13 protein-coding genes are annotated in these 14,203 nt (G+C 42.9%); 12 read left to right on the top strand and 1 reads right to left on the bottom strand.

The features are described 5' to 3' along the window. Positions 1-117 precede the first annotated feature (117 nt). Entirely contained in the window at positions 118-996 is an 879-nt protein-coding gene (gene rnhC / locus ASE42_RS16100) for a ribonuclease HIII (RefSeq protein ID WP_056768104.1), read from the bottom strand. A gap of 179 nt (positions 997-1,175) precedes the next feature. On the opposite strand from rnhC, the gene zapA reads away from it, so the two are divergent. From zapA to ASE42_RS16040, 12 genes are all read left to right on the top strand, one after another. Then, a complete protein-coding gene (gene zapA / locus ASE42_RS16095) occupies positions 1,176-1,433 on the top strand; it encodes a cell division protein ZapA (RefSeq protein WP_012010831.1) in 258 nt (85 codons plus the stop codon). Positions 1,434-1,440: 7 nt separating this feature from the next. Next, the gene (locus ASE42_RS16090) at positions 1,441-1,974 is read left to right on the top strand and encodes a CvpA family protein (protein ID WP_024423226.1); all 534 of its coding nucleotides are present in this window, start codon (positions 1,441-1,443) and stop codon (positions 1,972-1,974) included. 114 nt (positions 1,975-2,088) lie between these two features. Then, a complete protein-coding gene (gene polX / locus ASE42_RS16085; RefSeq protein WP_056768089.1) occupies positions 2,089-3,801 on the top strand; it encodes a DNA polymerase/3'-5' exonuclease PolX in 1,713 nt (570 codons plus the stop codon). Between the two features lie 21 nt (positions 3,802-3,822). Next, on the top strand, positions 3,823-6,180 hold the full coding sequence (locus ASE42_RS16080) for an endonuclease MutS2 (protein ID WP_024423224.1): 2,358 nt from the start codon (positions 3,823-3,825) through the stop codon (positions 6,178-6,180). A gap of 14 nt (positions 6,181-6,194) precedes the next feature. Next, positions 6,195-6,599 carry a DUF350 domain-containing protein gene (locus ASE42_RS16075; RefSeq protein ID WP_007501637.1) on the top strand — a complete coding sequence of 135 codons (405 nt, stop codon included), beginning with the start codon at positions 6,195-6,197 and terminating at the stop codon, positions 6,597-6,599. A gap of 162 nt (positions 6,600-6,761) precedes the next feature. Further along, positions 6,762-7,217 (top strand): Imm63 family immunity protein, encoded by a 456-nt coding sequence (locus ASE42_RS16070; protein ID WP_024423223.1) that lies wholly within the window; start codon positions 6,762-6,764, stop codon positions 7,215-7,217. Positions 7,218-7,316: 99 nt separating this feature from the next. Beyond that, entirely contained in the window at positions 7,317-9,035 is a 1,719-nt protein-coding gene (locus ASE42_RS16065; RefSeq protein ID WP_056768086.1) for an AMP-binding protein, read from the top strand. Positions 9,036-9,203: 168 nt separating this feature from the next. After that, the gene (locus tag ASE42_RS16060; protein ID WP_024427175.1) at positions 9,204-9,788 is read left to right on the top strand and encodes a TetR/AcrR family transcriptional regulator; all 585 of its coding nucleotides are present in this window, start codon (positions 9,204-9,206) and stop codon (positions 9,786-9,788) included. A 26-nt stretch (positions 9,789-9,814) separates the two neighbouring features. Then, positions 9,815-10,594 carry an enoyl-CoA hydratase gene (locus tag ASE42_RS16055; protein ID WP_056768083.1) on the top strand — a complete coding sequence of 260 codons (780 nt, stop codon included), beginning with the start codon at positions 9,815-9,817 and terminating at the stop codon, positions 10,592-10,594. Between the two features lie 31 nt (positions 10,595-10,625). Next, positions 10,626-11,399, top strand: coding sequence for an electron transfer flavoprotein subunit beta/FixA family protein (locus tag ASE42_RS16050; RefSeq protein ID WP_024427173.1), 774 nt, complete (start codon positions 10,626-10,628; stop codon positions 11,397-11,399). A 43-nt stretch (positions 11,400-11,442) separates the two neighbouring features. Further along, positions 11,443-12,420, top strand: coding sequence for an electron transfer flavoprotein subunit alpha/FixB family protein (locus ASE42_RS16045; protein WP_056768079.1), 978 nt, complete (start codon positions 11,443-11,445; stop codon positions 12,418-12,420). A 75-nt stretch (positions 12,421-12,495) separates the two neighbouring features. Then, positions 12,496-13,974: an alpha-N-arabinofuranosidase gene (locus tag ASE42_RS16040; protein ID WP_056768077.1), complete on the top strand. Its 1,479-nt coding sequence runs from the start codon at positions 12,496-12,498 to the stop codon at positions 13,972-13,974. Positions 13,975-14,203 lie beyond the last annotated feature (229 nt).

Here is a 14,203-nt window from a genome sequence, read left to right as displayed (position 1 = left end):
ATAGAAAAAACACCTCCATGTTTTATTTCGGATCACAACGATCCGTTTTCAAACTTGAAGGTGTTTTTTATTTGTCTCATCTTATGGGGTCAGTCCCCTCATGGGCCCTAGCTTTTTTTATAGCATTTTTTTCGCTTTTTGTGTGTTGGCAAAATGCAGCTTTGTAAATTGACGTAAAGCATCTTCACCATGCAGCTTGATGAGCTTGGCGGCGGCCTTATCTACATGAGGACCGGCCCCTTTTGGGATGTCAAAACCTGCAGCCTGTGATAATTTGTCCATTTCAATTAAAAAGGCGTACCTTGCGATAATGGAAGCTGCAGCGACTGACAAATGGATGCCTTCTGCTTTTGTACTAAAATACGTCCGCTCCCGAATAATTTTTTTCCCAGCAAGATGTTTGAAATAAATGCCTGGTTCTGCAAATTGGTCAATCAAAATGGCTTCAGGCTGCTTTCCATCGAGTTTTTCTAGCACAGAGGTGATGACTTGGTTATGAAGCAGTGCCTTCATTTTTCCTTGACTCATGCCTTTTTCCTGCATCGTATTGTACTTTTCATTTCGGAGAACGAGAAGACTGAACGGAATGGTTTTGATGAGATCCTTGGCAATGTTGATAATTTGCGGGTCCTTTAATCCTTTTGAGTCTTTTACGCCAAGCTCTTTCATTAAAGCAAGCTGGCTAGAATCAACATAGGCCGCACAGACTGTGATCGGTCCGAAATAATCACCTGTACCTACTTCATCTGAACCGACGACCGACATGGAAGCAATGCCGGGCGGCGGACTGTATTTTGTGACAGCAGGTGATTTTTGACTTTTCGTATCAGCTGCTTGTAAATGGCTGAATTGACTGGCTTCAGCTTCTGCCTTTTGTCCTTGAAAGAGCACTTTCCCAGATCGATAAGCTGTAATCGTACAGCCAGGGACTTTTGCTTGAAAGAGGGCGCCTGGCGGCAAAGTGTCTGTTAAATGGTGCGCATACGCGCTCTTCATCTTTTTGAGGTCTTCTGATGTTGCTTTTAAAACGGATTGGGGCACAGTGGATAACTCCTTTTTACCTTGATATCATTGATTTCTAAAGTGTACCATAACAGGTAAGGGCTCGTCTTTCCATTCAATGTCTAAACATGTTATGATAGAGACTAGGATTCTCGTGGAATGGAGGAGAAACGTTGTCTGACGGCGGTAAAACGAAAACAACAGTTGAGATATACGGACAGTCCTATACGATCATCGGTCAAGAAACGAAGATGCATATGCGGCATGTTGCGTCAATTGTTGATGATAAAATGAGAGAAATAAATGAAAAAAATCCATACCTTGATATAAACAAATTAGCTGTACTGACAGCAGTCAATGTCGTCCACGACTACTTGAAATTAAAAGAGCAATACGAAAAATTAGAGATTCAGCTAAAAGAAAAGGAATGAAATTACCGTGATCGATATCATCATTTTGTTTTTGCTTCTTATGGGAACGCTTGTCGGTCTAAAACGCGGGTTTATTCTTCAATTTATTAAATTGATCAGCTTTGTTGTTTCTATCTTAGTGGCGTCCATGTTTTATCAGTCACTGGCACCACAGCTTACGTGGATTCCGGCACCTAATTTTAGCGGCGGTCAACCGCAGCTCGCTTTCTTTAGCGGGAATCTAGAAACAGCTTATTATAATACCATTGCGTTTATCATTCTGTTTATCTTGACCAAAATCCTGCTCGCCATCATTGGCGGATTGCTTACAACCATTGCAAGTATACCTGTGATTAAACAGGTGAACAAACTGCTTGGCGGTGTTTTAGGATTTCTTGAAACCTATTTATTTGTGTTTATTCTATTGTTTGTCGCTGCATTACTTCCAGTAGATGCGCTGCAAACAATGATGAGCAAATCAATGTTAGCAGATGTGATCGTAAACAACACCCCTTACCTGTCCGGTCTTGTCAAAGACCTATGGTCGACGTATGGAGTTTAAAAACTTCTCCTTTCCTGGAGAAGTTTTTTCTCATTCCATGACAGAAAGTTGTAGGATGAAGGGAAAGTTTGTATATTTATATAGGAAGATGCCAAAGCGGCTGGAGGATGAGAGATGAATAAAAAAGATATTATCAAACTTCTTGAAACAATTGCAGTATATATGGAACTAAAAGGAGATAATCCTTTTAAAATTTCTGCCTTTCGTAAAGCAGCAGCGGCACTGGAACAAGACGACCGCAGCCTTTCTCAAATAGATGATCTATTAGCATTACCCGGCATTGGAAAAGGAACCTTTGCTGTGATCACAGAGTATATCGAAAAAGGACAATCAGAAACACTCGAACAATTAAAAAAGGAAGTGCCTGAAGGACTTGTCCCACTCTTAAAATTGCAAGGACTTGGCGGGAAGAAGATTGCTAAGCTTTACCAAGAGCTTGGAGTCCATGATGCACAGTCATTAAAGGAAGCATGTGAAGCGGAAAAAGTACAAGCGCTTGCAGGCTTCGGTAAAAAAACAGAAGAAAAGATTCTCGCTGCTCTTGAGGAGGCCGGAAAGCAGCCAGAACGACTGCCAATTGGCTTTGCATTAGATGTGGCAGAGCGGATTGATCATGCGCTTGAACAGATGAAGGGTATTCTTCGTTTTTCAAGAGCTGGCAGTTTAAGACGTGCACGGGAAACCGTCAAAGATCTAGATTATATCATTGCAACCAGCGATCCTGAACAAGTCAGAAAGCAGCTCGTTGCACTCGATGATGTCAAAGACGTTATCGCAAGCGGTGATACGAAGGTATCTGTCATTCTTGCCCTTGATTTTGAGATCAGTGTAGACTTCCGGCTTGTGACAACAGATCAATTTGCCACAACGCTGCATCATTTCACCGGCTCAAAAGATCACAATATTCGCATGCGCCAGCTTGCGAAGGAACGCGGAGAGCGTATTAGTGAATATGGTGTGGAAACAATTGAAACTGGAGAAGTCAAAACGTTTGAAGACGAGGCCGCTTTTTATGCGCATTTTGAACTTCCGCTCATTCCGCCAGAAATTCGTGAAACCGGAGTGGAGATTGATACGTATAAAGAAAGTATGCAATTTGTAGAGTTAAAAGATATTAAAGGCGACCTCCATATGCACTCGACTTGGAGTGACGGCGCATTTTCTATTCGCGAAATGGCAGAGGCATGTATCGCAAAAGGCTATGAATACATGGCGATTACAGACCACTCGCAATATTTAAAAGTAGCAAACGGTTTAACAAAAGAACGTTTACGTCTGCAAGCAAAAGAAATTGACAAGCTGAATCAAGAATTTGAGCATTTTCACATTTTCAAAGGGGTCGAAATGGATATTCTCCCGGATGGATCATTAGATTATGATGATGACTTTTTATCAGACATGGATTTTGTGATTGCGTCCATCCATTCGAGCTTTTCTCAGCCAGAGGAAGTCATCATGGAGCGCCTTGAAAATGCGCTGCGGAATCAGCATGTGGATTTAATTGCACATCCAACAGGCCGTTTGATCGGCAGACGGGACGGCTATGCCTTAAATATAGATCAGCTTATAGAGCTTGCGAAGAAAACGGGAACTGCACTAGAACTCAACAGCAACCCGTCAAGACTTGATTTGAGAACAGAGCATTTAATGAAAGCAAACGAAGCAGGTGTAAACATCATGATCAATACAGATGCACACAATATCGCCATGCTGGATCATATGGAAGTTGGTGTAACAGCTGCAAGAAAAGGCTGGACACCAAAAGCAAATGTCGTGAATACTTTTTCTCTAAACGAGATCAAAAAGTTTTTAACGCGTGACAGGTAGTCGTTAGGAGGCTGGACCATGCTGCAACAAAAAGTGTTAGCATCATTAGAATTTCATAAAGTAAAAGAAAAAGTCATGTCCTATACCGCATCCTCATTAGGAAAAGAAAGAGCGCAGGATTTAACGCCGCTGACGGATATAGAAACCATTCAGCATTTGCTGGAAGAGGTAGCAGAAGCACAGGATGTTATCCGCTTAAAGGGATCGGCGCCATTTGGCGGGCTGACGGATATTAGACGCGGGGTCAAGCGGGCAGAAATCGGCAGTACATTAAGCCCGTCTGAGCTCATGGAAATTGCAGGACTATTATATGCTGTGAAGAATATGAAGCATTTTCTCAAGTCCATGTATGAAGATGGTGTAGACATACCACGACTTCATACATATGCAGAGACACTGATTTTACTGCCTGAAGTCAGAAAAGAAATCGAAAGCTGTATTGGTGATAATGGAGAAGTTCTCGACCATGCCACCCCGGCACTTCGTTCATTGCGCATACAATTACGTTCACTTGAATCAAAAGTTCGTGATAAATTAGAATCTATGATTCGTTCACAATCTGCTTCAAAAATGCTGTCAGACACGATTGTCACTATTCGTAATGATCGGTTTGTGATTCCGGTAAAGCAGGAGTACCGCTCGAATTACGGCGGAATTGTTCATGATCAGTCATCATCTGGGGCAACCCTTTTTATCGAGCCGCAAGTGGTCGTGGATTTAAATAACACCTTGCAGCAAACCCGTTTAAAAGAAAAACAAGAGGTCGAAAAGATCCTGCAAATGCTGACAGAGAGTGTGTCAGAACACATTGAGGAACTGCTTCACAATGTAAAGGAGCTTCAGACGTTAGATTTTATTTTTGCTAAAGCAAAATATGCAAAGGCAGAAAAAGCTACAAAGCCTGCTGTGAACGATCAAGGGGAGATTTATTTAAAGCGGGCAAGACATCCTCTATTGCCTAGGGATCAGGTTGTGGCAAATGACATCGAGCTCGGCAAAGATTTTTCAACCATCGTCATTACTGGCCCAAATACAGGGGGTAAGACAGTTACCTTAAAAACGCTTGGTCTTTTGACGCTGATGACGCAGTCAGGCCTTCATATTCCAGTTGAAGAAGGATCGGAAGTGGCGGTATTTGACCAAGTATTTGCTGATATTGGAGATGAACAGTCGATTGAGCAAAGCTTGAGTACGTTCTCATCTCATATGGTCAATATTGTGGATATCTTAAAGAATTTGACATCTAACTCACTCGTGTTATTTGATGAATTAGGAGCAGGAACAGACCCTGCTGAAGGTGCCGCGCTGGCCATGAGTATCTTAGATGAAGTGCATCAAACAAATGCACGCGTCATCGCAACGACTCACTATCCTGAGCTGAAGGCTTACGGATATAACCGAGAAGGTGTCACAAATGCGAGCGTGGAGTTTGACATTGAAACATTATCACCAACGTACCGCTTGCTCATCGGTGTGCCCGGACGAAGTAATGCATTTGAAATTTCTAAACGTCTTGGTTTGCCAGATCACCTCATTGATCGGGCAAAAGCGGATATGCATGCCGAACATAATGAAGTAGACCAAATGATTGCTTCATTAGAAGACAGCAAGAAACAAGCAGAAGAAGAGCTGCATGAGACAGAAATCTATAGAAAAGAAGCAGAAAAGCTTCATAAAGAATTGCAGAGACAAATTCTTGAATGGAATGAGCAAAAGGACAAACTGCTAGAAGAAGCTGAACAAAAAGCAGCAGAAAAGATTGAACAAGCCTCAAAAGAAGCAGAAGACATCATTCAAGAGCTTCGGTCGATAAAAAATGAGCATCGCTCATTCAAAGAGCATGAACTCATCGATGCGAGAAAGCGTCTTGAAGAAGCAGTTCCTGAGTTTGACCGGAAGAAAAAGCCAGAGCCGGTGAAAAAAGCAGCAAGACAGCTAAAATCAGGCGACGAAGTGAAAGTGCTCACCTTCGGGCAAAAAGGAACGCTGCTTGAACAAACAGGTGACAAAGAATGGAGTGTCCAAATGGGCATTCTGAAAATGAAAGTAAAAGAAAAAGATATGGAATTTATCAAATCAGCACCTGAATTTAAGCAGGAAAAAGCCATTACGGCAGTCAAAGGAAAAGACTATCATGTATCGCTTGAGCTTGACTTAAGGGGCGAGCGTTATGAAAATGCCTTAAGCAGAGTCGAGAAATATTTAGATGATGCTGTCTTAGCTGGTTATCCGCGAGTGTCAATCATTCACGGAAAAGGAACTGGCGCCCTTAGAAAAGGGGTTCAGGAATTACTGAAACAGCACCGAAGTGTGAAAAATGCTCGTTTTGGGGAACAAGGCGAGGGAGGATCAGGCGTTACCATCGTCGAATTAAAGTAAAAAGGAGAAAACGCATGAAAGCCTTTTGGGAAAATGAACTTGTGGAAATTGCCGCCTATTACAGCGTGGCCGTCCTATGTCTTGTCTTATTTCTAACCATTTTTGAACTCGTTACCTCCTATAAAAACTGGGAAGAGATCCAGCGTGGGAACTTAGCTGTTGCCATGGCAACAGGCGGAAAGATTTTTGGGATTGCGAATGTGTTTCAGCATTCAATCGCACAGCACAATTCCCTTCTGCAAATGGTTGGATGGGGCGTATACGGCTTTGTGATGCTGCTTGTCAGCTATTTCATTTTTGAATTTTTAACACCGCGATTTAAAGTAGACAAAGAGATTGAGAATGATAATAGAGCGGTCGGGTTTATTTCACTCATTATTTCAGTTGGGCTGTCTTACGTTGTAGCAGCCGGCATTTAAGGAGACGACATGGAAAAGCTAGCAAAAGTATTAATCGTAGTTGCCTGCACTTTTGCGGTCATTGGTGCCGTTTACATGTTCCTGTGAAATGAAGAAGACAAAGTGAGAAAGCTGTCAGGGATTCCTTGGCAGCTTTTATCTCACCCGAAGGCGGCGAATCACATGAAGAAAATTCTGCAAAAAGACGAACTCATAAAGCGTATTGATACTTGTCTCCAAATGACTTCCCTGCCAAGAGACATATATGAACCGTATATTGCACGTCCATTTCAAACGACTGGATTTTTTGATGATTTGAGCCCTTATATTCAAATCGATTCGAGCGGCTATATTCTCATTCAATATGAACGAGGAATCCAAATGCTGCACAAAAGAACAAAAGCGGCGGATGAAGTCATTTACTGGATTTTAGCAGACACGATCTTTCTTACAGTCTACATAGACATGATGAGGCAGTATCAAGTCGACAATATCCAGACGCATTTACCTAATGACCCGAGTATCCATCAACAGATCGTGGAGAGAGTAAATGAGTCATTCCGAGCAATTGGTGGATTATATGAACAGTGGCATCATGAAGGAAAAAGAGCATCGATCGAAACACCAGCGAAGAAATAAAGATGGCATGGAACCAAGCTCTATTTGAAAAAAGCAAACTGCCTTAAGGAAAAGTTTGCTATAATAAAATAGTACGAAAGTTCAGGAAGGAGGGTTTTTATGCAGTCAGATAAACGTTGGCTTCTGCATTACCCGAATCAAATTCCCCACGAACTCACCATCCCAAATGAGACGTTACAATCTTACTTATTCAGCTCCGCAGAGGCTGCACCTGAGCATACAGCCATTCATTTTCTAGGAAAAAACATCACCTATGAACAGCTCCAGGAAGAAGCATTGAAACTAGCTGGTTACCTGATGAAAATTGGCGTGAAAAAAGGCGACAGAGTAGCGATCATGCTGCCAAACTGTCCTCAATCTGTCATTTCTTATTATGCTGTTTTAATTGCAGGCGGCATCGTTGTTCAAACGAACCCGCTTTATACGGAGAAAGAACTGGCATATCAAATGGAGGACAGCGGCTCAAAAGTGCTGATTACACTGGATTTATTGTATCCAAAGGCCTATAAAATGAAAGCGCTGACAAGTATGGAGCACTTGATCATCACCAAACTACAGGATTATTTACCATTTCCGAAAAACATTCTGTTTCCTATCGTCCAAAAAAGAAAAAATAAAATGGTCATCGAAGTCGAGAAAAGTGAGACCATTCATCACTTCTCACAAATCATGAAAGAATCGTCAGAAGAACAGATTCCGGCGCTTGCCTTTGAACCGAAAGAGGATGTCGCTGTTTTGCAATATACAGGCGGAACGACTGGTTTACCAAAAGGGGTCATGCTGACGCATGAAAATATTTTAGCGAATACTGAAATGTGCGCTTCTTGGATGTATAAAACGACAAGAGGCAAAGAACGAATCCTTGGCATCATTCCGTTTTTTCATGTATACGGAATGACGACCGTATTAAATCTTGCTGTCAAAGAAGGGCATTCAATGATTCTCCTTCCGCGATTTGACGCAGCTGATACCCTCAAAACGATTGAAAAACAGAAACCGACGCTCTTTCCAGGTGCACCCACCATGTATATTGCCTTGCTGCATCATCCGAACATTGAAAAGTATGACCTGTCGTCCATCACTGCATGTTTAAGCGGCTCGGCGGCTCTTCCTGTTGAAGTCAAACAGAGCTTTGAGAAATTAACAGGAGGGCGTTTAGTAGAGGGGTATGGTCTTTCAGAAACTTCGCCAGTGACCCATTCTAACTTTTTATGGGGAGCAAACAAAACAGGCAGCATTGGCTGTCCGTGGCCTGGGACAGACGCAGGCATTTATTGCGAGGAAACGGGTGGTCTTAAAGAGCCGTATGAGCACGGAGAAATTATCGTCAAAGGGCCGCAAATTATGAAAGGCTATTGGAATCAGCCAGAGGAGACAGCAGCTGTATTAAGGGATGGATGGTTTTTCACCGGAGATATTGGGTATATGGATGAGGACGGTTTTTTCTATATCGTTGACCGGAAAAAAGATGTCATTATTGCGAGCGGTTATAATATTTACCCAAGAGAGGTCGAAGAAGCCCTATATGAGCATGAGCTTGTACAAGAAGTCGTTGTCGCAGGTATACCAGATCCTTATAGAGGAGAAACAGTAAAAGCGTTTGTTGTGCCGAAAAAGGATGCTTATTTAACAGAGGATGAACTCGATCGCTTTGTCAGAACGAGAATTGCTTCATTTAAAGTACCGCGCGTGTATGAATTTAAAGAATCACTGCCTAAAACGGCTGTCGGAAAAATTTTGCGCAGAGTATTAATTGAAGAAGAAAAAAGAAAGCAAGCTTCATCATCTGAGACACCTGTCGATCAATTGAAGAAATAACGACCTTCATCATCCGGTCGAGCGGCCGGATGATTTGAATGCTGACAGTCTGCTCTGGTATGATAAAGGTTGAAAAGAAAGAAGAAGATCACTTGACAAATCACCCGTTTCTTTTTAACATAAAGTTATGAATGAATGCTCATTCAATTTAGAAAGGGACGAAGCACATTGAAGCAGAAAAGACCGAAGTACATGCAAATTATTGATGCAGCAGTTGTGGTGATTGCGGAGAACGGCTATCATCAATCACAAGTTTCAAAGATTGCGAAACAAGCAGGGGTAGCAGACGGAACCATTTATCTTTATTTCAAAAACAAAGAGGATATTCTCATCTCATTGTTCAAAGAAAAAATGGGACAATTCATCGAACGGATGGAGACAGATATTCAAAAGAAGCCGTCTGCAAAAGAAAAGCTTCTACTGTTGATTGAGGAGCATTTTCGCATGCTGGCGCAAAATCATCATTTGGCTCTTGTGACACAGCTTGAACTCAGGCAGTCAAACCTTGAGCTGCGGCAAAAAATCAATGAGGTGCTAAAAGGGTATTTAAATATGCTCGAGTCGATTTTAACAGAAGGAAAGAAAACAGGAGAATTCAGACAAAATTTAGATGTCCGCTTAGCGAGACAAATGGTATTTGGGACGATTGATGAAACCGCAACAACATGGGTCATGAATGATCAAAAATATGATCTGCCTGCACTCGCAGAAAGTGTACATGATCTGCTGTTAAACGGAATACATCAATCCTAAAGACAATGTGAAAAAGGATGATTGACATGGAAAAAATACTCAGCTTACATCATGAAGGACAGACAGCGCTCATCACGATTCAGAACCCGCCTGCAAATGCCTTATCCTCTCAGCTGCTCACTGAGCTTAATGACATGTTTGATAAGCTCGAACAGAATGAAGAAGTAAGAGCGATTGTGATCCACGGAGAAGGCAGATTCTTCTCAGCAGGTGCTGATATTAAAGAATTTACGACTTTACAGGAAGAGTCTGATTATGCAAGCCTCGCTGATAGAGGACAGCAAGTTTTTGAACGGATTGAACAATGTCCAAAGCCAGTCATTGCCTCGATTCACGGAGCAGCATTAGGCGGGGGCCTTGAGCTTGCTATGTCTTGTGATATCCGAATCGCAACAAAAGATGCAAAGCTTGGACTGCCAGAACTAAATCTTGGCATTATTCCAGGATTCGGCGGCACGCAGCGCCTCCCGCGCTACGTTGGTTCTGCTAAAGCGCTTGAAATGATGGGAACAGCTGAACCGATTACAGGTGAAGAAGCATTTACGTGCGGCCTTGTTACAAAGCTGTCAGAAACAGAGGAAGAAGCGCTCGAAGCGGCTAAAACACTTGCGGGGAAATTTGCCGCGAAAAGCCCAAAATCACTTGAATATGTGCTTGATTTATTGAACGCCACAAAATTGTATTCATATGATGGCGGAATGAAGCTGGAAGCCAAAAAGTTTGGTGAGGTTTTCCAATCAAATGACGCCAAAGAAGGCATCCAGGCCTTTATCGAAAAGCGCAAACCGAACTTTAAAGGGGAATAAGGGATAAGTACGACACAAGGGGGAGAAATAAATGAATATATTTGTTTTGATGAAGCGTACGTTTGACACGGAAGAGAAAATTTCGATTCAGTCTGGTGCAATTCAAGAAGATGGAGCAGAGTTCATTATTAATCCTTATGACGAGTATGCCATTGAAGAAGCCATTCAGCTTCGCGATGAGCACGGAGGAGAAGTGACCGTTGTGACAGTTGGCGGTGAGGATGCAGAGAAACAGCTGAGAACAGCGCTTGCTATGGGCTGTGACAGGGCCGTCTTATTAAATGTGGAGGATGACTTAGAAGAGTGGGACCAATATTCTGCTTCTACCATTCTTTATCACTATTTAAAAGACAAAGAGGCTTCCTTGATCTTAGCAGGGAATGTAGCAATTGACGGCGGCTCTGGACAGGTAGCCCCGCGTCTTGCTGAATTACTCGGTTTTTCATATGTGACTACGATAACAAGTATTCAAATTGACGGCGGCTCTGTATCGATTGAACGAGATGCAGAGGGGGATGTGGAAGTCATTTCTGCCGAACTCCCGCTTGTCGTCACAGCTCAGCAAGGACTCAATGAGCCTCGCTATCCATCATTACCAGGCATTATGAAGGCAAAGAAAAAGCCTTTAGAAGAATTGGAACTTGATGATTTAGATCTGGATGAAGACGATGTACCATATAAAATCAAAACAATTGAACGTTTCTTACCGGAGAAAAAAGAGGGTGGCAAGGTGCTGAGCGGCGAGCTTCAGGATCAAGTCAAAGAACTGACAGATCTACTCAGAAATGAAGCAAAAGTCATCTAAACATCCACTTTACGATATCACGAGAACAAGGGGGAGCTTGAAGATGAGTAAAAAAGTTGTTGTACTTGGAGAAAGTCGTGACGGTAAGTTAAGAAATGTGACATTTGAAGCCATTGCTGCCGCTCACAAAGTGGCAGATGGCGGTGAGGTCATTGGCGTGTTAATAGGGGATGACGTCAAAGGCCTAGCAGATGAACTGCTTTACTATGGAGCGGATCATGTCATGATTGTGGAGCATCCGCACCTTTCGTATTATACGTCAGATGGTTTTGCGCAGGCACTTCAAGCCATATTAGATCAGGTTGATCCGGATGCTGTGCTCTTTGGCCATACGTCGATCGGAAAAGACTTGTCGCCGAAAATAGCTGCACGTCTCCAGACTGGCTTGATTTCAGATGCGATCGATGTAAGCGTTACCGGTGAACATCTTGTTTTCACTAGACCGATTTACTCTGGAAAAGCCTTTGAAAAAGTCATCTCGACAGACCGCCTGCTTCTAGCAACCATCCGGCCAAACAACGTGGCGCCACTTGAGCGGGATGCGTCACGAGGCGGAGAAGTCACGCCGGTTTCTGTCGATATTCAGAACCTTCGGACGATCGTGAAGGAAGTCATTAAAAAAACGTCAGAAGGTGTAGATTTATCGGAAGCAAAGATCATTGTTGCTGGAGGGCGCGGGGTTAAGAGCAAGGAAGGCTTTGAACCGCTGAATGAACTCGCTGAGACGCTGGGGGCAGCAGTCGGAGCCTCGCGCGGAGCCTGTGACGCTGACTATTGTGATTATGCCCTGCAAATTGGTCAAACGGGAAAAGTCGTCACACCTGATCTTTATATTGCATGCGGGATATCAGGAGCGATTCAGCATTTAGCGGGAATGTCTAACAGTAAAGTCATTGTGGCAATCAACAAAGACCCAGAAGCGGAAATTTTCAAAATCGCCGATTATGGAATCGTTGGTGACTTGTTTGAAGTGGTACCGCTTTTGAATGAAGAGTTAAAAAAGATGAATATCCACTCGTAACGCTCATACACTCAGAATGCCTAGGTATTCTGGGTTTTTTTGTATGTGATCAAGCAGAAAAGGAGCGGTTGACAAGTGAAGGGGACAGTAAAAGTCAATGACGTGATCGGACGCATTTCTAAACACATTTATGGGCACTTTCAAGAGCATTTAGGAAGAGGGATTTATGACGGGATTTGGGTAGGAAAAGACTCAGAGATTGATCATATTGAAGGGATTCGTACCGATGTGCTAAAGGCGCTTCAAGCATTACATATTCCGGTGCTGAGGTGGCCGGGGGGCTGTTTCGCAGACGAGTATCACTGGGCAAATGGTGTAGGTGATCTCAGTGAACGAAAGCCGATGGTCAATACCCACTGGGGTGGTACGGTTGAATCTAATGCATTTGGGACACATGAATTTATGACATTGTGTGAGCTGCTTGAATGTGAGCCTTACATTTGCGGCAATGTGGGAAGCGGGTCTGTTCAAGAATTAGCCGATTGGGTCGAATACATGACATTTCCAAAAGGGACACCTATGTCAGACTGGCGCATTCAAAACGGAAAACAAGAACCTTGGAAGCTGACCTATGTTGGAGTAGGCAATGAAAGCTGGGGCTGTGGCGGGAATATGACGCCTGAATACTACGCAGATTTATATAAACGCTATCAAACGTACGTAAGAGAGTTTGCAGGGCAGCGTATTTACAAAATCGCCTGCGGTGCGAACTCTAATGACGTGAATTGGACAAAAGTATTGATGGAGCGGGCTGCACCGTGGATGGATGGGCTCAGTTTACATTATTACACCGTACCTGGTACATGGGAGAAAAAGGGGTCAGCGACTGAATTTGATGAAGATGAATGGTTTATCACGCTGAAAAAGGCCTATGAGATGGAACGGCTTGTCAAAGACCATGGAGAAATCATGGATCGTTATGACCCAGACAAGCGAATCGGGATGATTATTGATGAATGGGGGACATGGTATGACCCAGAGCCAGGAACAAATCCTGGGTTTTTATATCAGCAAAACACACTAAGAGACGCCCTTGTGGCCGCCCTCCATTTTCATATTTTTCATCGCCATTGCGAGCGGATTCATATGGCAAATATTGCTCAGACGGTCAATGTGCTACAAGCGATGGTATTAACAAAGGACGAAAAGATGCTTCTGACGCCTACGTATCATGTATTTCACATGTTTCAAGTGCATCAAGAGGAAGAAGCGCTTGAAGTGGAGTTCGTTTCACCGCCGTATGAACGAAGAGGTGAAAAAATTCCTCAGGTCAGTGTGTCAGCCTCGCGTTCATCAGGTAAGATGCATATTAGCTACTGTCATCTGAATCCGCATGAAAAAAGAGAGATATCCCTTGCCATTGAAGGGATTGATGAACAAACGAAAGTCACTGGACGTGTGCTGACGGCTGATCGTATGAATGCGCATAATACATTCGATAATCCTCATTCTGTTCAGCCAAAAGACTTTCAGCAAATGAATGTAAAGTCCGGCGAATTAATGGTGGAGCTGCCGCCAATGTCAGTGGTCATGATTACTGTCGACCTCGCTTAATTGCATATTTCGATGTTTGATGAGAAGAATGTTGGGGCATCATACATTGTAAATGAAGCGGAAAGGGTGTCATGTCATATGCTTAGAACCATTCTAATGATCATCGGTGCGATTGTTGTTATTGGTGCGATTATACGGTTTGTTTTTTAATTCATTTCCTAAAAAATGATTCGTAAGCATTTCATTCGCAAGTCACATTGGTAGATGCTATACTAAAAAGCATAATTTA

It is taken from the genome of Bacillus sp. Root920 (assembly GCF_001429445.1).
GTDB lineage: Bacteria > Bacillota > Bacilli > Bacillales > Bacillaceae > Bacillus > Bacillus safensis.
This window is presented reverse-complemented; position numbering and strand designations above follow the sequence as displayed.